Here is a 23,064-nt window from a genome sequence, read left to right as displayed (position 1 = left end):
GCAGTATATCAGCTAGAAAACCGCTTGCGCTTGGCAATATTCACCATTTGAAAGGAGGACTTTTATGGCTCACCACAGCCATGTTATCAGTACGCTGGTCACCACCGAAAAACAGGCGCTTACCCTGTCGCTGTTCGGTTGTATCACCTTTCCCATCTTCGGCATCGGCTACGGCCTCTTCGTCGGTTCCAACGCCATCATGCTCGATGGTATCTTCACCCTGTTCAGCATGGGCATGACGGGCCTCGGTCTTGTTACCGCCTATCTCGTTACCCGCCCTTCCGATGCGCGCTTCCAGTATGGCTACGCCCACTTCGAGCCCATCACCAACGTCATCAATGGCGCCATTATTCTGCTGCTCTGCCTTGGCGCTCTCTATAGCGGCATCACCACCCTGCTAGAGGGAGGACGGGAGATCGATCTTGGCCACGCCCTCATCTATGCCGCCGTCTCCACCTTCTTCTGCGCCATCATCTATCGTATCGAAGCCCAGGTCGCCGAGCAGGTAGACTCCGAGCTGGTGCGGGTCGACTCCAAAGAGTGGCTGGTGGATACCCTGCTCAGCGCCACCCTGCTTATCGGTTTCGTGGTCGCCATTGGCCTTGATGCCATTGGCTACGGCCAATACAACCGCTACATAGACCCGGTGCTGGTCTCGCTGCTGGCCCTCTGTGCCACCCTCATTCCCATCAAGGTGCTCGGTCGCAACCTGCGGGAAGTGCTGAAGATCGCCCCCAAGGGAGATGTGCCACGGCAAGTCGAGCAGGAGATCGAGGCGCTGCGCCAGCGCCACGGCATCGAGTGCTACAGCCATCTGGCCAAAAGCGGTCGTCGCTTCGATCTGGAATTGAACATTCTGGTGGCGCCGGGTCAGGAGTGGCCTGTCGAACGTCAGGATGCCCTGCGTCAGGAGCTCTGGTCTCGCCTTGGCGACACCCTGGGGGATGCCTGGCTCTCGGTCTGTTTCACCCGCGAAAAGCGCTGGTTGTAACGACCGCACGGGGGAGAGCGGCACCGCTGCCTCCCCTGTCGCATCACAACCCCATCACGCCTCGCTGACGCTGCTCTTGCCAAATTGGCGCCAGCCGCTATCATCAGGGCTCATTTTTCACCCGAGGTTTTATTGCCCATCATGGACAATCCCCGAAGTTGCCCTTCGTCTCTCTCTGTCAAAGCCTATCTTTTTCTGCTTAATCAGCGCCTCTGAATAACACCTTTGCCTTGCTGTTACTGCGGCCATCGTGCGCCGTGATCACTGTTTGCTCTGTCTTTTTTTATTGAGGTCGTCACAATGGAATTGCTGCTGGATCCCCATATCTGGATCGGTCTGTTTACCCTGATCATTCTGGAAATTGTGCTGGGGATCGACAACCTGGTCTTTATCGCCATTCTGGTGAAAAAACTGCCCCCCGCCCAACGGGACAAGGCGCGCGTCATCGGCCTGTCGCTGGCCCTGCTGATGCGACTAGGACTTCTGAGCGTCATGTCATGGCTGGTCACCCTGACCACCCCGATTTTGCACCTGTGGGATCACCCCTTCTCCGGTCGGGATCTGATCCTGATGGGGGGCGGCCTGTTCCTGCTGTTCAAGGCTACCTCCGAGCTGCACGAGCGGCTGGAAGCCAAACCCCAGGATGATGGCCCGGTCGGCGCCTACGCCAGCTTCGGCGTGGTGATCGCCCAAATTCTGGTGCTCGATGCGGTCTTCTCGCTCGACTCCATCATCACTGCCGTCGGCATGGTAGAACACCTTGGCGTGATGATGGCCGCCGTGACCATCGCCATGGTGGTGATGGTGCTCGCTTCCAAGCCGCTGACCCGCTTCGTCAACGCCCACCCCACCGTGGTGGTGCTCTGCCTGAGCTTCCTGCTGATGATCGGTTTCAGCCTGGTGGCGGAGGGCTTTGGCTTCCATATTCCGAAGGGCTACCTCTACGCGGCCATCGGCTTCTCGGTGCTGATCGAGTTTTTCAACCAGCTGGCCCAGCGCAGTGCCATGCGTCACGAATCCAAGCTGCCCCTGCGTGAGCGCACCACCGCCGCCATCTTCAAATTGATGGGCAGCAAGGCCTATCGGGATCAGCCGGATGACGATCTGGATGCCCCTGCCGTAGCGCCGGTGAGCTTTGGCGAGGAGGAGCGCTACATGGTGACCGGCGTACTGTCGCTGGCCGAGCGCTCCATTCGCACCATCATGACCCCGCGCTCGGAGATGGCCTGGATCGATATCAACGACTCCAGCGACGAGATCCGCGCCCTGCTGCAGCGCGAGCCCCACAGCCTGTTCCCTATCTGTGACGGGGATCTGGACGAGGTGATCGGAGTGGTCAAGGCGCGCGATCTGCTGTTTGCCTTGAACGAAGGGCAATCCTTGAGCGAACTGGCCAAGCAGAACGATCCCATTATCGTGCCGCAGACCATCAACGTGATCCGCCTGCTGGCGGAGCTGCGCAAAGCCAAAGGGAGCCTTATTCTGGTCTCCGACGAGTTTGGCGTGATCCAGGGGCTGGTCACCACCCACGATCTGCTGGAGGCCATCGTCGGCGAGCTGCCGGATGAGGACGAAACCCCGGATATCGTGCGCGATGGCGAAGGGTGGCTGATCAACGGCAGCACCAACATCCACCATGTGGAGCAGGTGCTGGAGCACGAGGGGCTGGTAAGCGAGAGCGATGAATACGTAACCCTGGCGGGCATGCTGCTCTCCCACTTCGGCACCCTGCCCACCCCGGGCCAGCAGTTGCAACTGCAGCAACTCAACTTCGAGGTGATCGAGGTGAGCGAGCGGCGCATCGAGCGGGTGAAAGTGATGCCCGCCACGGCTTGAGCCTGCCACCAGCAGAACACTGAAGAGGGCCATACGGCCCTCTTTTTTATGCTTCAACTTTATGCCTCAACGCCTTCTATCCCGGCGGTTTGCACTGATTGCTGCATCAAGCACAATTCTCTTGTGCAATTACCCCTCTTTTTCACAACAAGATGGCGGCATAAAGTGGCCTCACTTCCACCATGAGGAACTCAAGATGAGCCACGATCACCTGTTCTGCCCGCTGCGCCTCGGCCAGCTGCACCTTGCCAACCGCATCGTCATGCCCCCCATGACCCGCTCCCGTGCCAGTCAGCCCGGTGATGTGGCCAACGCCATGATGGCCAGCTACTACGCCCAGCGCGCCGAGGCGGGCCTGATCATCAGCGAAGGCACCCAAATCGACCCCATGGGCAAGGGCTATGCCTGGACGCCGGGGATCTACAGTGCCGAGCAGATCGCTGGCTGGAAGCTTGTGACCGATGCCGTGCACGCCAAGGGGGGCAGCATCTTCGCCCAGCTCTGGCACGTGGGCCGGGTCACCCATCCGGACAACATCGGCGGCGCCCAGCCCATCTCCGCTTCAGCCCTGCCCGCAGTGGGCGTCAAGGTGTTCGTCGATAACGGCAGCGATGCGCCGGGCTTTGTCGAGACCGTCACCCCGCGCGCCATGACCCAGGCCGATATCGATGCGGTGGTGGGCCAGTTCCGCCAAGCGGCTCGCAACGCCATCAGCGCCGGTTTTGACGGCATCGAGCTGCACGCCGCCAACGGTTATCTGATCAACCAGTTCCTCGACTCCGAATCCAACGCCCGCACCGACAGTTATGGCGGATCGCTGGAAAACCGGCTGCGCTTTCTCAAAGAGGTGACCGAGGCGGTCAGTAGCGAAATCGGGGCCGAACGTGTCGGGGTGCGTCTTGCGCCGCTCACCACCCTCAACGGCACCGTGGATGCCAACCCGCAGGAGACCTATCTGGCGGCCGCCCGTCTGCTGGGCCAGCTCAATGTCACCTACCTGCACATTGCCGAGGCGGACTGGGACGATGCCCCCCTGATGCCGGAGAACTTCAAGCAAGGTCTGCGGGATGCCTTCCCCAACACCCTGATCTACGCCGGTAAATATGATGGTGATCGCGCCCGCGCCGCCCTCGAAGCGGGCTGGGCCGACATGATTGGCTTTGGTCGCCCCTTCGTCGCCAACCCGGATCTGCCGAACCGGCTGCGCCACGGCTATCCGCTGGCCCCCCACGATCCGGCCACCCTGTTTGGCGGCGGCGAGAAAGGGCTGACCGACTACCCCGTCTATCAGGCCGATGACGTAGCGACCAGCAGCTGATTGCCAATGGCCAACCGGCCACGTAAAGCAGGCCCCACTGGTTGGGGCCTGCCGTATTGTTGCGCATTAGCAACAGTGATATGACTGACCGAATCACGGTTGCAATGATCTCGTTGTTCTCTCCCCTCGCTTTCACAAGGAGTCATCATGAATCACACCCAAGCCTGGTGCTGGCATGCCCCCGGAGAACCGACCCAGCTTACCCTCGCCGATCTGCCCCTGGCACCGCTCGCCCCTGACGAGGTACTGGTAGCCAATCGGGTTATCGCCTTCAATCCGGTGGACTGGAAGCTGATCGAATATGGCCACTCCCACTGGCAGGATGGTCAGGTGCCCGGCGTCGATGGCATGGGCACTATCGTGGCCCTCGGCGCCAACGTCAGCCATCTGCGTCTCGGTGCCCGGGTCGCCTATCACACCGACCTGCGCCACCACGGCAGCTTTGCCCGCCACACTAGAGTACCGGCCCGCGCCCTGCTGCCGGTGCCCGATGCCCTGAGTGACGAGGCGGCCGCCGCCCTGCCCTGTCCCGGTCTCACCGCCTGGCAGGCGCTGGCCAAGCTGCCGCGCCTGCACGGGGAAGCGCTGCTCATCACAGGTGCTGGTAGCAGCGTCGGCCGCTTTGCTGTGCAGCTCGCCCTCCAGCAAGGTGCGCGGGTCTTTGCCAGCGCCAGCTCACGCCACCATCAGTGGCTCAAGCAGATAGGTGTGCAGGGGGTGGCCGATTATCGGGATCCCGACTGGCTGGCCACCTTGCAGACTGCCAACGGCAACGAGCCGTTCGAGGGGATCATCGATCTGGTCTCCAGCCAACAGGCAGAGAGCCTGCTGCCCGCGCTGGGCTACTACGGTCACATGGTGACTGTGCTCGGGCGCATCCCGCACAATCCGTTGCCCGCCTTTAGCCATTGCCACTCATTGCACGAGATTGCGCTGGGCGCCCAGCACGCCTTTGGCACCGACAAGCAGTGGAGCCGACTGGTCGCCGCCGGTGTCGCCATGATGGTGCAGATGGCGAGCGGCGAGCTGACCCTGCCGCCGCTGGTGGTCGGCGACTTTGAGGCACTGCCCACCTTGCTCAAGCGCTTCAAGCGCGAAGGACAGGGCGAGAAGTTCCTGGTGCGGGTGGTATAACGCTGACCTTTCCCGATAACCACACCAGCCTTTGAAATAAGAGAGGCCCGCCAGTAATGGCGGGCCTCTCTTTATATAGTGCATGTCATCTCGACTTCATTGGCGCCTGACTCAATGCAGGATCACCCCGTGAGTCGCGGCATAACTGCGGATCTCGCGGGTCAGCCGCGCCTTGTCGGCCAGAGAGAGCCAGCTCGCCTCCACCGCATTGAGCGACAAGCGACAGAGCTGACTCATGGTCGCGCCAAGGCCATCTGCCAGCGCCACAAAGTTGGCGTTCATATAGCCGCCAAAGTAGGCGGGATCGTCCGAGTTGATGGTGACGCAGAGCCCCTGCTCCAGCAGCCGTAACACATTGTGCTGGGCAATATTGCCGAATACCTTGAGCCGGGTGTTGGAGAGGGGGCAGACGGTGAGCGGCAGCCGGGTATCGGCCAGATAGCGCAGCAGCTCGGGATCGTCGGCCGAACGCACCCCGTGATCGATACGGCATACCTGAAGCTCGTTGATCGCCTGCCAGATGTAGTCAGCGGGCCCCTCTTCACCGGCGTGGGCCACCACCGGCAGCCCCAGCTCGCGGCATTTGGCAAAAATCCGGGCAAATTTGCTGGGCGGATTGCCCTTCTCCCCCGAGTCGAGGCCGATGCCATGAATGCGCGACAGGAGGGGCATAGCCTCTGCCAACGTAGCGAACGCCTCCTCTTCACTGAGGTGGCGCAAGAAGCTCATGATAAGGCGCCAACTGATACCAAACTCCTTCTCCCCGGTCTGCAGCGCCCGCTCGATGCCACCGAGCACAGTGGCAAAGGGGATACCGCGGGCAGTGTGGGTCTGCGGGTCGAAGAAGATCTCCACATGCACCACCTTGTCGGCGGCGCACCGCGCAAGATAGGCCCAGGTGAGGTCGAAGAAGTCCTGCTCGGTCACCAGCACGCTGGCGCCGCGATAGTAGAGATCGAGAAAGGATTGCAGGCAGTCAAAGTCATAGGCGGCGCGCACGCTGGCCACATCGGGCCAGGGCAGTGGCACATTATTGCGGCGGCCCAGCTCAAACATCAGCTCGGGTTCGAGGCTGCCCTCGATATGCAGGTGCAGCTCCAGTTTCGGCAGTCCGGCGATAAATTGCGCGGCGGTGAGGTGTTCGGGTGTGACTGGCTTGGAAATCGGGGTGTCCATAGCAACGGCTCCATCAGCAAAGTGATCCGGCGTCAGCCCCTCCACCAGACTGACCCGACGGCAGCTTTATTGTGCACCGAAGTGGCGAGACAGGGGAGACTTGTCATCAAACAGACTTATAATGGCGTCACAAAAATCATAAATGATTGAACATCTTAACGATTGGCGGCTCGCCTGCGCCCTGACAAGGAGTTTTCATGAAGAAGAACGTCATCTGCGATATCGACGGTGTCATCCTGCACAATAACGATCTCATCCCCGGTGCCGACCGTTTCGTCCATCGCCTGCTGGAGCAGGGCAGCAAGCTCTTGTTCCTCACCAACTACCCGGCCCAGACCCAGAAGGATCTGCAAAACCGCTTCCGTTCCGCAGGTATCGAAGTGCCGGAGGAGTGCTTCTACACCTCCGCCATGGGCACCGCCGACTTCCTCAAGCGTCAGGATGGCAAAAAGGCGTATGTGATCGGTGAAGGGGCGCTGACCCACGAGCTCTACAAGGCCGGCTTTACCATCACCGACATAGACCCGGACTTCGTGGTGGTGGGCGAGACCCGCAACTACAACTGGACCATGATGCAACAGGGGGCCAAGTTCGTCGATCAGGGGGCCCGCTTTATCGCCACCAACCCCGATACCCACGGCCCCATGATGCACCCGGCCTGCGGCGCCCTGTGCGCCCCCATCGAGCGAATGACCGGCAAGAAGCCGTTCTATGTCGGCAAACCGAGCGCCTGGATCATCCGTGCGGCGCTCAACCGGATGGAGGCCCACTCAGACGATACCATCATCATCGGCGACAACCTGCGCACCGACATTCTGGCGGGCTTTCAGGCCGGTCTCGAGACGGTGCTGGTGCTCTCCGGGGTGAGCAAAGTCGCCGATATCGACCGCATGCCGTTTCGCCCGAACCATATTTTCGACTCCGTGGTCGACATCGATATCGTCTAATCACCACCCATGCATTAAACAGGGCTGGTCTCTCCTGCCCTTGCAGGATCTGTTATGGAACCCATTCTGATCGCCGTGGCTTTTGGCTGCGGCATGGTAGTCAATCTGATTGGCCTGCCCCCCCTGCTCGGCTTTCTGGCCGCCGGTTTTATCCTCAACGGCATGGGATATGAAAATACCCCCGCCCTGAGCGAGGTGGCCGATCTCGGCGTCACCCTGCTGCTGTTCACCATCGGTCTCAAGCTCAATATCAAGACCCTGATGCGGCGCGATGTGTGGGGCACCACCAGCCTGCATCTGCTGCTCTCCACCCTGCTCTTTACCGTAGTTCTGCTGGTCTGCAAGGGACTGGGGCTTGAACTTGCCCTCTCGCTGGACTGGAAACTGGCGCTGCTGCTGGGTTTCGCCCTCTCCTTCTCCAGCACCGTCTTCGCAGTCAAGGTGCTGGAAGATCGCAGCGACATGAACGCCCTCTACGCCCGCATCGCCATCGGTGTGCTGGTGATGCAGGATGTGTTCGCCGTGGCCTTTTTGGCGTTTTCCAGCGGCAAGTGGCCCAGCATCTGGGCACTCTGGGTGCTGGGATTGCCGCTGCTGCGCCCGCTGCTGTTCAAGCTGCTGGAGCGGGCCGGTCACGGCGAGCTGCAGGTGCTGTTCGGGGTCTTTCTGGCACTGGTGGTCGGAGCCGCCGGTTTTGAAGTGGTTGGCCTCAAGCCGGATCTGGGCGCCCTCATCATTGGCATGATGCTCGCCTCTCATCCGGCAGCGGCAGGGCTTGCCAAGGCGCTCTTCAACCTCAAAGACCTCTTTCTGGTCTGCTTCTTTCTCACCATCGGCCTCAACGGCCTGCCGACCCACGACACCATGCTGCTGGCACTGGCGCTGGTGCTGGCCCTGCCGCTCAAAAGTGTCCTCTACTATCTGGTCTACAGCGGCGCTCACCTGCGGGTGCGTACCGCCCTGCTCTCGACCCTGGCGCTCACCAACTTCTCGGAGTTTGGCCTGATCGTCGCGGCCATCGCCGCCAAGGCGGGCTGGCTCTCCCACGAGTGGCTGGTGGCGGTCTCGCTGGCACTGGCGGCGAGCTTTATGATCTCCGCCCCGCTCAATGCCCAGAGCGAGCGCATTTACCACCGCATCGGCCACTGGCTGCGGGGATTGCAGGCAAGCAACCTCCATCCGGAAGACAGACCCATCGAATTGGGCGATGCCGAGGTGATCATCCTCGGCATGGGACGGATCGGTCAGGGGGCCTACTTCGAGCTGGAGAACAAGTACGGCAACGTCATCCTCGGGGTGGAGAACGACAGCGAGAAACTGCCCACCCTGCGCGCCCAGGGGATGAACGTCATCGAGGGGGATGCCACCGATACCGACTTCTGGGACAAGGTGCTGCTCTCCAATCAGGTCAATCTGGTGCTGCTGGCGATGCCCCACCACTCGGGGAATCTCTACGCCATCGAGAAGCTGCGCAGCCACGGGTTCAACGGCAAGATAGCCGCCATCGTCCGCTTCGAGGATGATATCGCCTCCCTGCAGGAGCAGGGGGTGGATGCAGTGTTCAACGTCTACAACGAAGCGGGCAGCGGCTTTGCCCGTCATGTGATCCGCCGCTTGCAGCCGCTTTGAATCGTCGGCCAGCAGCCCTTGGCAAGGGAATTCGCATCGTTTAAGTTATGCACAACCTCGTTTAATAAAACGAACAAACGCGGGGCCGGGATGGCCCCGCTTTCCTATCTGCCGCAGCCAAGGAGGCACCATGAAGACCCTCAACGACTGGATTTTGCTCGATCGCCACGAGGCGGCCCCTACCCCGCTAATGCCTGCCCCTGAACGCATTAAAGCGGGCAACCCGAGTCAGACGGTGTGGAACCACTACTCCGATCCCAGCCAGCAGTTTCACATCGGCTTCTGGGCTTGCGAGCCGGGCCGCTGGGCCATCCACTACACCGAGCACGAGTATTGCCAGTTGCTAGAGGGGGATGTGGTGATCCACGACAGTCAGGGCGGCCAGCGGGCCCTCAAACCCGGCGATCAATTCGTGATTCCGGCAGGCTTTGTCGGCGAGTGGGAGACCCTCACTCCCTGTCGCAAGGTCTATGTGATCTTCGAACCCGCCTCAGCTTGACGTTCACGTCACCCTGCCCCGTTGCAGCAGCCCTTATCCTGTTGATCCGATTGACGCTTACGGCATGATTTTCTGCGGTTTTCCCGCTTGCAAAAGGTTTTTCCGCTAGGCATTGTGTCTGACGAGGAATGTAAATGGAATTTCGAGCCCAAACGTGGGGGGCTCATATAAAAATCAAGAGGATTACCGCCAATGTGTTCAATTTTCGGCATTCTGGATATCAAGTCCGATGCAGTCGCCCTGCGCAAATCGGCGCTGGAGATGTCCAAGCGACTTCGTCACCGCGGGCCTGACTGGTCCGGTGTCTACAGCTCAGACAAAGCCATTCTGGTGCATGAGCGTCTGGCCATCGTCGATCCGGGCAATGGCGCCCAGCCGCTCTACAACCCAGAGCGCACTCACGTATTAGCCGTCAACGGCGAGATCTACAACCACAAGGAGCTGGAGAAGAGCCTCAAGGTCGACTTCCAGTTCCAGACCAAATCCGACTGTGAAGTGCTGCTCGCTCTCTACAAGGAGAAGGGCCCGGCGTTTCTCGACGATCTCAACGGCATCTTTGCCTTCATTCTTTATGACGCCGAACAGGATGCCTACCTGATTGGTCGCGACCACATGGGGATCATCCCCCTCTATACCGGTCGCGATGAGCACGGCAACTTCTATGTCGCCTCCGAAATGAAGGCGCTGGTGCCGGTCTGCAAGAGCGTCGAAACCTTCCCGCCGGGACACTATCTGTGGAGCAAGGATGGCGAGCTCAAACAGTGGTACAAGCGCGACTGGATGGAATACAGCGCGGTCGAGCACAACGTCAGCGACAAGGCCGAGCTGAAAGCCGCGCTGGAAGCGGCGGTCAAACGCCAGCTGATGTGTGACGTGCCCTATGGCGTGCTGCTCTCCGGCGGACTGGACTCCTCCGTCATCTCCGCTATCACCAAGCTCTATGCGGCGCGCCGCATCGAGGACGATGGTAAGAGCGAAGCCTGGTGGCCGCAACTGCACTCCTTCGCCGTCGGTCTGGAAGGGTCGCCGGATCTCGCCGCCGCCCGCAAGGTGGCTGATCACCTCGGCACCATCCACCACCAGATCCACTTCACCGTGCAGGAGGGTCTGGATGCCCTGACGGATGTCATCTATCACCTCGAGACCTATGACGTCACCACCATCCGTGCCTCCACCCCCATGTACCTGATGGCCCGTTACATCAAGGCGATGGGGATCAAGATGGTACTCTCCGGCGAAGGCTCTGACGAGCTGTTCGGTGGCTACCTCTACTTCCACAAGGCGCCCAACGCCAAAGAGTTCCACGAAGAGAACGTGCGCAAGCTCGCCTCTTTGCACCTCTATGACTGCCTGCGTGCCAACAAGTCGATGGCCGCCTGGGGTGTGGAAGGTCGTGTGCCCTTCCTCGACAAGGAGTTCATGGACGTGGCGATGCGCCTGCAACCTGCCGACAAGATGTGTGGCAAGGGCAAGATCGAGAAGCATATCCTGCGCGAAGCGTTCGAGGAGCTGTTACCCCACGAAGTGGCGTGGCGCCAGAAGGAGCAGTTCTCCGACGGCGTAGGTTATTCGTGGATCGACAGCCTGAAGGCGATGGTCGAGACCGAAGTGACGGATCAGATGTTCGAGGCGGCGGCATTCCGCTTCCCCATCAACACCCCGCTCACCAAGGAGGCCTATTTTTATCGCGCCATCTTCGACGAGCACTTCCCGCTGGAAGCCGCCGCCCGCACCGTGCCTTACGGCAAGTCGGTCGCCTGCTCCACTCCGACAGCCCTTGAGTGGGATGCCAAGTTCAAGGAGATGGCAGACCCATCTGGCCGCGCCGTGATGGACGTGCACCAACAGGGCTACTAAGCCAGAGCGGGGCGACCCCAGCGGCTAACGCCAGATAGCAAAAAGCCCTTCACCATGGTGAAGGGCTTTTTCATGTCCCCATTGCCACGCCCGCCAAATCACATCAGGCCATGCAGATAGTTGATTTTTCATAAATATTTAATTTTTTTTACCGAGTGACCATGCATTGACAGGGAGCGCGTCGATTGACTATGCCTGAAGGGTGATCAACAGGATCACCAGGATGACAGCAAGGATCGGGAGGGGGCATGGACGCTAACACTCTATCAAGGATCGGCCTGCTGACAGCACTGCTCGCCAGTCCGTCTGCAATGGCGAATGACAATATCGTGGTACTGCAGCTTGGCAAGGCCTTCAGCAATGAAAAGCTCGACATCAACATCGCCGACGCCAAGTTCCACCACATGTTCTGGCGCTGGGGAGACTCAGGCTGTCAATTTGGGCTGGGGGTACGTGGCGGTACGCTCAAGGTAGAAGATGAAGAGACCGCCAGACTGGGGGGCGGCGCCCGTATCGAATGCCAATGGGGTAACTGGGTGACCTGGCTCCCCGGCGAAATGGTCTGGCTCGATCAGTACCAATTTGGCACTCGCGGCCACGGCTACAAGGATTACGGCGGCCCCTTCCAGTTCGCTCTGGGTATCGGCCTCGGCTACGCCATCACCAAGAATTGGCTGATCGGCTATCAGTATGAGCACATGTCCAACGCCTATATGTATGACAAGAACCCGGGGCTGGACAGCCATACCCTCCATATCGAGTACCGTTTTTAGCTGGACGCGCCCCACGGCAAGCAACATAACGCGATGCAAAAAGCCCTTCACCATGGTGAAGGGCTTTTGGTTATTTCATCTCCTGATAACCGAAGGGGCAGTTACAGATAGAAGATCCCCACGATCAGGGTATGGAAGACAAAACCGACCATCAGGGGAACCGAGGTGCGCTTGATCACCGTAAATGGCGTCAGCTTGGCGCCACTGGAGACAGCAATTATCACCCCGGATACCGGTGACATGGCGCGCCCCATATGGGACGCCTGCTGCATAGGCAGGATCATGGAAGCGGTATTTACCCCCATACTGGCTGCGATCTGCGGGATCAGCTCGACAAAGGCGAGGAAGGGCGCATTGCCGGAGCCCATAATGATGGCCGCCGCAAGGGTGACCAGCGCAAAGACGATCGCCATGGCAAATGCGGGCAAACCTACATGTTCGGCGCCGACAATAAGGATATCGATCACCCCCAGCACCTTGATGCCGTGGGCGAAGATCCCCGCCGCCACCAGCAGCCCCACCACGTTGCTGAACGCTGACCCCATGCCGTTAAGGAAGTGGCTGAAACCGCCGCACACCTGCTTCATGTCACGGGTTCTGGCTGCCTCCACCACCATGCTGATAAACATCGAAATCATGACTATGGTGATGACGTTAAGCTTGATGTGATCGACAAACAGGGAAGAGAAGCCCACTGCCATGATGATGGGCAGCATCGGCAAAATGGCATAAAAGCCGGGAACTCCGACCTGTTGCGCCGACTCATCCGCCGTAGCCGCGCCCTGATGCTGGTGTCCGTCCTGCAGATCGCAACGACGTTGCCAAAATACGTGCATCAAGCCCACCACCAGCACTGTCGCCAGCGCTGCAGGGCCCTGATAGGTATAGACATACTCGATCACGTTGTGGCCCATGCCCACCGCATCGGTTGCACGGATGGCATCAATGGCGGTCGGGGTATAGGCCACCCCGAGGGAGGTGGCGATCACCCCGGCTGACGAGGCCGCAGAGAGGCCCAGCCCCACCATGATGGGGAAAAGGGTCGCCATCAACAGCACCGCCAGACCGGTCGCCGAGGGGATCGCCAGTTGTAGCACGCTGGCCAGCAGGTAGGAGAAGAACAGCAACACATAGGGGGATCGCAAACGGCGCAGCGGACGAATCGCAATGCGCACCACCGCATCGTTGGCACCGATATGATCCATGTAATGGGCAAAGCCCATCAGCGCCATGATCATCAAGCCAAGATCGGCCGCCCGGGAGCTGAAGAGATCCCGCATCACCTCGAAGGGGTCAAACAGGGCAATCCCGGTGCTCTCGACCCCTTTGGGTAGCACACTCCCCCACCCTGCCAGCTGGCTTGCCACCATCAGCACCAGACCGGCGGCAAACAGCACCGGCTCGGCCCGATAGCCTTTCAGGATCAGTCTGGCCACCAGCACGATGACCAGCACTGCAATCACTACCTGATACATGACGACTCCTTAGCGGCTGAAACGGGTGTGGGTGAGCTTGATTATCTCGATCACCACGGCACTGGCCGCCTCGAGGGAGCTGACCGGCAGGTACTCGTAGATGGAGTGAAAGTTGTGGGCACCGGTGAAGAGGTTCGGGCAAGGCAATCCCTTCTGGGAGAGCACGGCGCCATCATAACCACCGCGCATCGGGATGGGGTTTGGGGTGATCCCAAGGGTCTCGTAGGCGGCCAGCGCCAGTTCTATGGGATAGCGGTTCTCCCCCTGCAAGCTGTTGAAGACATTGCTGTAGCGATCGCTCAAGTGGTAACTCACGCTCTGCTCACCCCACAGGGCCTGACAGCTCTTGCCGAGGGTGTCGAGCAGGGTCATTCGTTGCTGATACCCATCCTGAGTGAAGTCGCGCACATCCAGCTTGAGCACAGTTTGGGCGCTGTTGCCCTGCATCTGCTTGACCCAGTAGTAACCCTCGCGCCCCTCGGTATATTCGGGCGCTTCGCCCCCCGGCAGCATGGCGATAAACTTGTGCGCCATCAGCAGCGAGTTCTTCAGCTTGCCCTTGGCCGACATGGGGTGGGCCGAGGCACCGTGAAAGACAAACTCCGCATCCCCCGCATTCCAGTTCTCATAGACCAGCTCGCCAATGCCGCAGCAGTCGAGGGTATAGGCGAAGTCAGCGCCAAAACGTTCGGTATCGAACGCCTTGGCCCCGCGCAATCCCTGCTCCTCGTCAGGTACCAGACCAATTTTGATGGTGCCGTGGGGGATCTCCGGATGTGCCTGCAGATAGGCAACCGCATTGACGATGGCGGCGATGGCCGCCTTGTCATCGGCCCCCAGCAGGCTGGTGCCGTCGGTCACGATGATCCGATCACCGACATAGTTGGCCAGCTCGGGGAACTCGCTCAGACGCAGGGTGATCTGCTGGTCGGCATTGAGGCAGATATCGCCCCCTTCATAGGCCACTACTTGGGCATGGGTGTCGTTGGTGTGTTCAGCACTGGTATCGAGATGAGCAAAGAAGGCCACGGTGGGCAGATCCCCCGCCACATTGGCAGGAAGTATGGCGGTCAGGATGGCGCTATCCGCCACCTCCACGGTCAACCCCAGGGCGATCAGCTCCTCTGCCACCTTGTCAGCCAGTACCCGCTGCCCCGGGGAGGAGGGCATTACCCCGGCGGCGCCCGCTTCACGATTGGTGGTGGTATTGATGGCGGTGTATCCCAAAAATCTGTCGACAATATGCATTGCGGTAGTCCTGTGAGTAGTGACGGATATGATGCTGTGACGAGATCCGGCGGCGCGGTCGCCTTTTTCTGCAAACAGCCGTCTGATGAAGCGATAACGCCTTGGATTAACGAGAAAAAATGAGATGGATAAAGAGAGTGCCCATCACAGTCGAATCAATGGGTAGTGATAAATAACACAGAAAGACCGCATAAAAGCTCTCAGATAACCAAAAGTGGGTAGCTGATCACGTAACCGATATGCTGAAAGGCGAAATAAAAACCTGAATGAAAGACTCTACTTTCGTATCGGGTAGCGAAATCCACTACCCGGGCCAGACACATTGGCGGGATGTCATAAAGGAAAAATGCCAGAGTACAGGCTCCGGCATCGATAGTGGGAAAGTGATCAGAGGAACCGATCAGCCCGGCGGCGGCTCAAACCGACCGCAGCCCCCCTGTTGCATGATGAGTGCGTCGCGGTTAATCCTTTTTCGCCTTGTTGGCGAAGAAGATATCGGCCTGAATATCCTGGGTGCGCACCGTGAAGATCTGGTTGGTCAGATCTTCGGTCAGCGTTTCGGCCTCCTGCATCACCCGCAGATTGAAGTCATTGAGCATGCTGTTGGCGGCAACCTTGTTGGTCTTGACCGTTTTCAGATAGTTGGCCTCCATCTCTTGCTGCTCTTTGGCGATCTTAGCCTCCCAGCTCTGGTACGCCTGCTTCACCATGGGGGCCAATTTGGGGTAATCGGTCATCACCAAGGTCTGCAGTTTGCGATATTTCCAGTAGATGGAGTCGCTGTCGGCCTTGTCACTGCCCATGGCATAGTGCGCCGGATAGGCTTCCAGACCGCTGTAGTAGGGAACGAAGGCGGTCAGATCCGCCATGCCGAGGCCCAGATAGGTCACCTCCCCCACCTCACGCGGCATCCAGGGGCGAACCTGCATCACGTGAGACTCGTAAGTGCGGAACACACTGACGGGGCGCCACGGCTCCTGACCGTTCAACCCCTTGCTGTAGGGATCGTGCTCGGTGCCGTCATAGTGATTGCGCAGCACCGCCTTGACCTCCTCCAGCGTCATCTTCTTCTCGGGGGCGAGGGTGACCGGGAACTGACGACCGGCATCCACCGCCTGCTTGAGCGAGGGGTTGAACATCTGCTGGATGGTCCAGACTCGCGGATCGTTATAGGTGCGATCCCGCTCGTCATCGCGGGTATAGGCTTTCGAGAAGTTGAACGCCCCATCCTTTTGCGGATGGTAGAGCCCCTTCTCGGTGGCAAATTCGATCAGATTTTTCGAGCCCATCATGTCGGTACTGGCGGGATCGTACTGCTGCAGGCGGCCCTGATTACCGGTAGCGAAATAGTGATTTTTCGGCAGACGCTGCGCCATCCAGTGGTGGCCGGTGGCGGTCTCCAGATACCAGAGCTCGTTATCATCCACCACGGCGACGCCAAATCCCTCTCCTGCCCCTATGGTTTCGATGATGTTGCCCAGCAACGAGATCGCCTCGCGGGCCGATGTGGACCGAGAGAGCAACACATCGGGAATGTCATCCTCGGTGATCCCCTTATCTTCCACATAGGGGTCAAAGGCGAGCGCTTCGGGTGAGGCAAAAATGGACTCGGTGCCGCTCACCCCGACTCCCTTCTCGTTGAACCCGGTGGCGCCGTGCAGCTGGGTCTTCCAGTTCGGTACCGTGGTATAGCGCAGGGAGTTTTTCGGCAAGGGATAGCTGAAATCATTGGCACCGTTGTGAGCCTTGGAGCTGTGCATACCGCTCTGCCCCTGCTTGGCCGGATGGATCACGAAATGCTGGGCTTTCAGGGCATCGCTGTCAGCGCTGCGGGCCACCATCATGGAGCCATCGGCGCTGGCCTCGCTGCCGACCAGTAAGGTGGTACAGGCGAACGCCGACGAGAAGAGAGCAAGGTTGATGGAGAGTGCGACGACGCACTTTTTGAAGGAATGCATGAGATCTCCTTGTTGCACAGAGTGGTTGCAAATAAGCGGTGGCACGCCAGTCAACCTGCCGCTGTCACAAGGGATCTGCGCAGTGACACGGGCCGGACAGTGTGGGCCATCAAACCGTAAACACGAAAAAGAGCAGTGCGGATAAACCGTGGAAACCAGGGAGGTAGCCAAGGCCCCCTGATAGGCGACCTGTGCGTATTTCTGCTTTCCGCTGTTCCGCTGGCGTGGCGATACTAGGCCCAATCAACTGACTTAAGTGTGACTGGCAGCCCAAAACACCAACAACAAAGACTCAATCGATGCAAAATATTGATAAGTGTGACAAGTGCAGGATCCTTGGCGACATTCAGCCGTCAACACGAGGCACGCAAGGCGCATACAGAAGGGAAATAATGAAATGAGGAGATATAACGCGCGGGATGGCGTGTTGATGCCATCCCGCGATTCAAGTCAGTAGGTCACTGCGCGTCCGGCTGGTTGGCGGGGGCCGCCTTGATAAAGGCTTGCAACTGTTCGCAGTTGGCGACGATGCGGCGGATGGTGGGGTAATCGTCCAGGGTCATGTCGTAGCGACGGGCGTTGTAGACCTGGGGCACCAGCATGCAGTCGGCCAGGGTCACTTCGTTGCCGACGCAGTAGACACCGGCGGTGGTCATCAACAGCTGTTCGAGGGCGGTGAAGGTCTCGTCAATCCAGTGGCGATACCAGCGGGCCTCCTGCTCGTTGTTGGCCCTGAAGTGCTCTTCCAGATAGTTGAGCACCCGCAGATTGTTGAGCGGGTGAATATCACAGGCGATCATGTTGACGATCTGGCGCACTCGAGCCCGTGCGTCGGGGGAAGAGGGCATCAGAGAATAGGCGGGATAGGTCTCGTCAAGGTACTCCATGATGGCGACCGACTGACCGATCTGCACATCGCCATCCACCAGAAACGGCACCAGCCCTTGGGGGTTGATCCGGCGATAGGCCTTCTCGCTCTGCTCGCCTTGCCGCAAATTGATGGGATGCTGCTCGTAGGCGAGCCCCTTGAGCTGCAACACGATCCGAACCCGAAAACTTGCCGACGAACGCCAATAGCCAAACAACTGCAACATAATCTGTCCCTGCATCTTATCTGGGCCCGAAGCCCGGCAGGTGCTCACCACCTGCCTCCTTGTGTATCCGGCACCGGTTGAGGGCTCGTCGTGATCCGGACATATCCCGAATATCCTTGCCGCCAACCGGCGCTGGCCATCAACCTCCCTGACCGCTCGCTGGCACCACCTGTTGAGAGATGGTGCCAAACAGGTTTTGGCCAGAGCGATCCTCCATCGCGATCGACACTCTATCACCAAACTGCAAATAGGGGGTTATAGCTTGATCACAATCAAGAATTTCCAGCATGCGGCGCTCGGCGATGCAGGATGAACCGGCGCTGCGATCGTAGTTGGAGACGGTGCCCGAGCCGATGATGCAACCGGCACCAAGGGGACGGGTCTTGGCCGCATGGGCAATCAACTCGAAGAAGTTGAAGGTCATGTCCACCCCGGCATCCGGTGCGCCAAACAGGGCGCCGTTCAGATGGGTGCGCAGGGGCAGCAGCACCTTGCCATCGCGCCAGCCATCGCCCAGCTCATCCGGGGTGATGGCCACCGGCGAGAAGGCGCTGGATGGTTTGGACTGGAAGAAGCCAAAGCCCTTGGCGAGCTCCCCCGGGATCAGGTTGCGCAGGCTCACGTCGTTGACCAGCATCAGTAGCTTGACATGGCTGGCAGCTCCCTGCGGGCTTACCCCCATCGGCACGTCGTCGGTTATGATGGCCACTTCCGACTCGAAATCGATCCCCCACTCCTCCGATCCCATCACAATCGGCCCACGGGGAGCCAAAAAGCTGTCGGAGCCCCCCTGATACATCAGCGGATCGTGCCAGAAGCTCTCCGGCATCTCGGCGCCGCGGGCCTTGCGCACCAGCTCCACATGGTTGACGTAGGCGCTGCCATCGGCCCACTGATAGGCTCGCGGCAGCGGAGAGAGGCAAGACGCTTCATCAAAGGGGAACGCCTCTACCGCACGGCCCTCGTTAAGCTGCTGATAGACAGCCTCCAGCCTGGGGGCAACCTCGGCCCACTCGTCGAGGGCGGCCTGCAAAGTCGGGGCAATGTCACTCACCCGCACCGCCCGGGTCAGATCCCGGCTCACCACCACCAAAGCGCCATCGCGCTTGCCATTGTTCAATGTTGCCAATTTCATAAGCGATTCCTTATTTGCCGGCAGCCGCGTCCGGGCGCTGCCAGCTGGATACATACCGGGTGTTCTCGATCCCTTCGCACAGACTGCCGACGTTCAGCGCATCGCGGGTATCGAGCATCACCGCCACCTCGTCGGTGAACTTCTTGGCATAGGCCTGCCCCGCCGCAAACGCCTTGGGATGGGGGCCGTGGGTGAAACCGGCGGGATGGAAGGTGACCATGCCCCGCTCGATATTGTCCCGGCTGAAGAAGTCCCCGGCGTGGTAGAAGAGCACTTCATCGTAATCGTCATTGCTGTGATAAAAGGGCACCTTGAGGGCCCCGGGATCGCTCTCGATGGGGCGCGGCACGAAGGTACAGATCACGAAGCGGCTCGCAACAAAGGTCGAATGGGCCGACGGCGGCAAATGGTAGCGGTGGCTCATCAGCGGGCGGATATCCCGCCAGTTGAGGCGCACCACGCACAAGTCGCCGTGCCACCCTTGTGCATCCAGCGGGTTGAACGGCCAGGTGATGACCGACACCTGATCGTGGCGCTTCACCTGCAGCGACCAGGGATTCTCATCCTGCTGGGCCAAAAAGCGCTCGTTGATGGCGGGCACATCCAGCGCCGCCGGGTCGAAGATGGCGTGATTGCCCACCAGCCCCTTGTCCGGCAGCTGATAGCTGTCGTTGGTCGCCTCGATCATCAGGATGAACAGGGGCGCCGTCGGCTCGATGCGCCACATGGTGCCGCGGGGGATCACCACATAGTCGCCGTCCCGCAGAGTCAGATGGCCGTAGTCGCAGAAGAACTCACCGCTCCCCTCGTGGATAAAGAGCAGCTCGTCGCCGTCGGCGTTGCGCACCAGAAACGGCATCGCCTCGGAGAGCCGCCAGATGCGATAGCGGCAGTGGGGGTTGCTGAGAATGTCGGGAGCCACCCAAGGGGAGAGGGAACTCACCTCCTCCTGCAGGGCATTGAGGTCAAACAGCCGTGGCCGCAGCGGCCCCTCCCAACTGCTCCAGTCGGTGGGGGCATGCTTGTGGTGCATGTGGGTGGCGGGACCGAAAAAGCCGCTGCGCCCCAGTTCGCGCTCATAGATGGCCTGCTCCGGCAGGTCGGCATGGGCCTGCCGGGAGTGGGTCCCCTCCCGATGGGGGAAGTTAATCCAGTTACGCATCGTTCGTTCCCTCTTTGCGGGCACCCTTCTCATCCTCGCCGCCATCCAGCACGCCGCGGCGGATCTGGTCCAGCTCGATCGATTCAAACAGAGCCTTGAAATTGCCCTCACCAAACCCTTCGTTGCCCTTGCGCTGGATGATCTCGAAGAAAACCGGGCCAATCACGGTATCGGTGAAGATCTGCAACAGGATGCCATCCTTGGTGGGGGAGCCGTCGATGAGGATGCGCAGCTCTTTGAGGGCCGTCAGATCCTCCTGATGCCCCTCGACCCGGCTGTTCACCTTCTCGTAGTAGGTATCCGGGGTCGGCATAAAGCCGGTACCGCGGCTGCGCAGGGTACGGATGGTGTGGTAGATATCGCTGGAGGCCATGGCGATGTGCTGGATCCCCTCCCCCTTGTACTGACGCAGGTACTCCTCAATCTGGGACTTGTCATCCGCCGACTCGTTGATGGGGATGCGGATCTTGCCGCAGGGGGCGGTCATGGCACGCGAATGCAGCCCGGTCAGCTTGCCCTCGATATCGAAGTAGCGAATTTCGCGGAAGTTGCCGATCCGCTCATAGAAGTTGGACCAGACATCCATATTGCCGCGATGGACGTTGTGGGTCAGGTGATCGATCTCCATAAGACCGGCATCTACCTCTGCCATCCGGGCCTGCCAGTCGGGGTAGAAGACAAAATCCACGTCATAGATGGAGCCCTTGTCGCCATAACGGTCGACAAAGGAGAGCGTACTCTCGCCGATACCGTAGATGGCAGGAATATTGAGCTCCATCGGGCCAATCTTGCCGACAAAGGGCTTGGCCCCCTTGGCGATGGCGTACTGCTGGGCTTTGCCCGCATCGCTCACCCGAAATGCCATGCCGCAAACGCTCGGCCCGTGCAGGCTGGCAAACTGCTCCGCCTGGGAGTGAGGCTCGGCATTGACCACAAAATTGATATCCCCCTGCCGGTAGAGCCAGCACTGCTTGTGTTTGTGCTTGGCGACCTCGGCAAACCCGAGCGAAACAAACAGGCTCTTGAGGGCGGCAATCCCCTTGGCATCGGGGGCTGTGTACTCGACAAACTCGAAACCGTCTGTGCCTAACGGATTGATGGTATGGGTGGCGGAAGAGGTGGCATTCATCGGGCGCTCCTTGCTCTTGATTCGGTTAAAACGGATTGCGGCACCCAGCGGTGCGGCAAGTGTTAACAACTTGTTTCATTAGAAGCAGGACGTAGCAGGAAGAGAAGAGGCGGGTTGCAGATAGTTTTTCGCAGCTGGCAGCAAAGAATGTAAATGGATTGTGACATTCAAGCTGCGGCCTTGCGGATCAAACGGTGACGACCCGCATGGCTGTCAGCTTTGCATTACAGTTGCCAGTTTTTGACCATCAGATGGGGCAAGCGGGCCCGGGCCTTTTGCAGTCGCACAGGCGTCGGATTGATCAACCACGCCTCTTTCCCCAACCCCAGCAGCGGCAGATCGTGCAGGCTGTCACTCAAGGCCAGCTCGGCATCGAGGGCGCAAATCTCCGGCAGCAGCTTGTGCTGGCCGTGGCAATAGAAGCGCGGCATCAGGCCGCCAAAACGGTAGTGCATCTGCGAGCCAATGATCCGGTGGGGCAACTGGCCGGGCAGTTGCTGATAGAGCTGGGCGCGCACCAGCGCGCAGGGACTGGCGGAGATCACCCAGCAGCGCGCCCCCTCGCGTTGCAGCAGCTCGCGAGCTTGGCGATACAACCCCGGCCTGGTGCGGCAGTAGGCACGCACCAGCTTGCGCCAGCCCAAAGGGGAAAGCCCCAACGTGATGGCCCACCAGATAAGGGAGATACCGCGCCGCCGCTGGCTGGGTAGTAGCTGACTTGGCAACAAATAGACCAAACCACCCAGCGCAATCACCGGCAACAGCAACAGCGGCCAGATCCGGCGGCGCAGGATATAGCGCAGCAGACCGGCGTGGCTGTCGCCGGGAGCCAGGGTGTCGTCAAAGTCGGCCAGGATCCAGCGTGGTGCACGTCCGTCAGGATCACGCTCTTTCGCTGAATGGATCATGGTGTCAGACGCTGGGCGCATAAGCATCAGGGCGCAAGGGCTGCAATCGCAGCGGTCAGCTCGGGAGTGACAAATTCACTCCCCACATCGGGCGGACAGACAAAGTCTAACGGCTCGCCCGCCAGGGTAAAACTCAGTCGCCAGGCGTGCAGATAGCCGCGATCGCCTGGCGTGCCGCCATAGCGCTCATCCCCGAGAATGGGGGCGCCGATACTTTTGAGGGCAACCCGGATCTGGTGGGTTTTGCCGGTCTGGGGCTTGATGCGATAGAGCCGCAGCCCCTCGCGCACCGATACCGAATCAAACCAGCTGATGGCAGGATTATCCAGAGTACGCACCAGCATCCAGCTGCCACCGCGCCCCTTTTGCATATCCCCCTTCACCCAACCCTGCTTCTTCTTGGGTTTGCGATCGGAGAGCGCCAGATACTGCTTGCTCACCTCACGGGCCGCAAAAGCCATGCTCAGCTCACGGTTCGCCTCTGGGGTGCGGGCTAGCAGCACCAGCCCGGAGGTCATCTTGTCGAGTCGGTGCACCGGATAGAGGGTGAGCCCGGTATCGGCCTTCACGCGATTGACCAACCCCGGATTGACCGACTCCCCGTCGCCCTTCTCGTCGTGCATGCCGATGCCGGGCTGCTTGTCGATAACCAGGAAAGCGGGATGCTCAAACAATATCCGGTACATAAAACCTCGGGAACTGGGGAATAAGGCTCACAGCCAACGACTGGCGGCTCTCGGGAGTGCTGCATTCTCCCTGCTCGGGCACTATTTGGCAAACCGGGCGGGCAGAGGA

Annotated in this window: 19 protein-coding genes; 9 read left to right on the top strand and 10 right to left on the bottom strand. The window is 59.9% G+C overall.

The annotated features are described in order from the left end of the window. The first annotated feature begins 64 nt into the window (after window positions 1–64). The 4 genes from ACTG2S_RS10080 to ACTG2S_RS10065 all read left to right on the top strand — a co-directional run bounded on the left by ACTG2S_RS10080 (window position 65) and on the right by ACTG2S_RS10065 (window position 5,279). The gene (locus ACTG2S_RS10080; RefSeq protein ID WP_439982432.1) at window positions 65–991 is read left to right on the top strand and encodes a cation diffusion facilitator family transporter; all 927 of its coding nucleotides are present in this window, start codon (window positions 65–67) and stop codon (window positions 989–991) included. A 300-nt stretch (window positions 992–1,291) separates the two neighbouring features. After that, complete coding sequence (locus ACTG2S_RS10075; RefSeq protein ID WP_439982427.1) at window positions 1,292–2,827, top strand: TerC family protein; 1,536 nt, start codon at window positions 1,292–1,294, stop codon at window positions 2,825–2,827. Between the two features lie 196 nt (window positions 2,828–3,023). Continuing rightward, window positions 3,024–4,145 (top strand): alkene reductase, encoded by a 1,122-nt coding sequence (locus tag ACTG2S_RS10070; RefSeq protein ID WP_439982425.1) that lies wholly within the window; start codon window positions 3,024–3,026, stop codon window positions 4,143–4,145. A 147-nt stretch (window positions 4,146–4,292) separates the two neighbouring features. Continuing rightward, the gene (locus ACTG2S_RS10065) at window positions 4,293–5,279 is read left to right on the top strand and encodes a zinc-binding dehydrogenase (protein WP_439982422.1); all 987 of its coding nucleotides are present in this window, start codon (window positions 4,293–4,295) and stop codon (window positions 5,277–5,279) included. A 111-nt stretch (window positions 5,280–5,390) separates the two neighbouring features. On the opposite strand, the gene ACTG2S_RS10060 is transcribed toward ACTG2S_RS10065, so the two are convergent. Then, window positions 5,391–6,455 carry an adenosine deaminase gene (locus ACTG2S_RS10060; protein ID WP_439982420.1) on the bottom strand — a complete coding sequence of 355 codons (1,065 nt, stop codon included), beginning with the start codon at window positions 6,453–6,455 and terminating at the stop codon, window positions 5,391–5,393. 197 nt (window positions 6,456–6,652) lie between these two features. On the opposite strand from ACTG2S_RS10060, the gene ACTG2S_RS10055 reads away from it, so the two are divergent. The 5 genes from ACTG2S_RS10055 (at window position 6,653) to ACTG2S_RS10035 (ending at window position 12,160) form a co-directional block, all read left to right on the top strand. Beyond that, window positions 6,653–7,402: an HAD-IIA family hydrolase gene (locus ACTG2S_RS10055; protein WP_005337281.1), complete on the top strand. Its 750-nt coding sequence runs from the start codon at window positions 6,653–6,655 to the stop codon at window positions 7,400–7,402. Window positions 7,403–7,456: 54 nt separating this feature from the next. After that, window positions 7,457–9,031 carry a cation:proton antiporter family protein gene (locus ACTG2S_RS10050; RefSeq protein ID WP_005337288.1) on the top strand — a complete coding sequence of 525 codons (1,575 nt, stop codon included), beginning with the start codon at window positions 7,457–7,459 and terminating at the stop codon, window positions 9,029–9,031. Between the two features lie 130 nt (window positions 9,032–9,161). Further along, entirely contained in the window at window positions 9,162–9,530 is a 369-nt protein-coding gene (locus tag ACTG2S_RS10045; protein ID WP_274160399.1) for a cupin domain-containing protein, read from the top strand. A 192-nt stretch (window positions 9,531–9,722) separates the two neighbouring features. After that, entirely contained in the window at window positions 9,723–11,387 is a 1,665-nt protein-coding gene (gene asnB / locus ACTG2S_RS10040; RefSeq protein WP_274160398.1) for an asparagine synthase B, read from the top strand. Between the two features lie 248 nt (window positions 11,388–11,635). Beyond that, window positions 11,636–12,160: an acyloxyacyl hydrolase gene (locus tag ACTG2S_RS10035; RefSeq protein ID WP_201945415.1), complete on the top strand. Its 525-nt coding sequence runs from the start codon at window positions 11,636–11,638 to the stop codon at window positions 12,158–12,160. Between the two features lie 101 nt (window positions 12,161–12,261). Here ACTG2S_RS10035 and dcuC read toward each other — a convergent pair whose 3' ends face one another. The 9 genes from dcuC to ACTG2S_RS09990 form a co-directional block, all read right to left on the bottom strand. Next, complete coding sequence (gene dcuC / locus ACTG2S_RS10030; protein WP_201945418.1) at window positions 12,262–13,635, bottom strand: C4-dicarboxylate transporter DcuC; 1,374 nt, start codon at window positions 13,633–13,635, stop codon at window positions 12,262–12,264. A 9-nt stretch (window positions 13,636–13,644) separates the two neighbouring features. Then, window positions 13,645–14,883: a peptidase T gene (gene pepT / locus ACTG2S_RS10025; protein WP_201945419.1), complete on the bottom strand. Its 1,239-nt coding sequence runs from the start codon at window positions 14,881–14,883 to the stop codon at window positions 13,645–13,647. 461 nt (window positions 14,884–15,344) lie between these two features. Next, window positions 15,345–16,841 carry a C69 family dipeptidase gene (locus tag ACTG2S_RS10020; protein ID WP_274160397.1) on the bottom strand — a complete coding sequence of 499 codons (1,497 nt, stop codon included), beginning with the start codon at window positions 16,839–16,841 and terminating at the stop codon, window positions 15,345–15,347. A gap of 458 nt (window positions 16,842–17,299) precedes the next feature. Next, window positions 17,300–17,935 carry a maleylacetoacetate isomerase gene (gene maiA, locus ACTG2S_RS10015; protein WP_005361400.1) on the bottom strand — a complete coding sequence of 212 codons (636 nt, stop codon included), beginning with the start codon at window positions 17,933–17,935 and terminating at the stop codon, window positions 17,300–17,302. A 139-nt stretch (window positions 17,936–18,074) separates the two neighbouring features. Next, on the bottom strand, window positions 18,075–19,070 hold the full coding sequence (locus ACTG2S_RS10010; protein ID WP_439982417.1) for a fumarylacetoacetate hydrolase family protein: 996 nt from the start codon (window positions 19,068–19,070) through the stop codon (window positions 18,075–18,077). A gap of 10 nt (window positions 19,071–19,080) precedes the next feature. Then, window positions 19,081–20,232: a homogentisate 1,2-dioxygenase gene (locus tag ACTG2S_RS10005; protein WP_110302312.1), complete on the bottom strand. Its 1,152-nt coding sequence runs from the start codon at window positions 20,230–20,232 to the stop codon at window positions 19,081–19,083. Continuing rightward, entirely contained in the window at window positions 20,225–21,361 is a 1,137-nt protein-coding gene (gene hppD, locus ACTG2S_RS10000; protein ID WP_274160395.1) for a 4-hydroxyphenylpyruvate dioxygenase, read from the bottom strand. The genes ACTG2S_RS10005 and hppD overlap by 8 nt, the downstream gene beginning before the upstream one ends. A 224-nt stretch (window positions 21,362–21,585) precedes the next feature. Further along, on the bottom strand, window positions 21,586–22,269 hold the full coding sequence (locus ACTG2S_RS09995) for an HAD family hydrolase (RefSeq protein ID WP_274160394.1): 684 nt from the start codon (window positions 22,267–22,269) through the stop codon (window positions 21,586–21,588). A gap of 26 nt (window positions 22,270–22,295) precedes the next feature. Continuing rightward, entirely contained in the window at window positions 22,296–22,955 is a 660-nt protein-coding gene (locus tag ACTG2S_RS09990; RefSeq protein WP_274160393.1) for a TIGR01621 family pseudouridine synthase, read from the bottom strand. Window positions 22,956–23,064 lie beyond the last annotated feature (109 nt).

The sequence above is a fragment of the Aeromonas sp. 82P genome (assembly GCF_051919365.1).
GTDB lineage: Bacteria > Pseudomonadota > Gammaproteobacteria > Enterobacterales > Aeromonadaceae > Aeromonas > Aeromonas veronii.
Note: the sequence above shows the minus strand (reverse complement) of the source record. Positions and strands in the feature narration are given on the sequence as shown.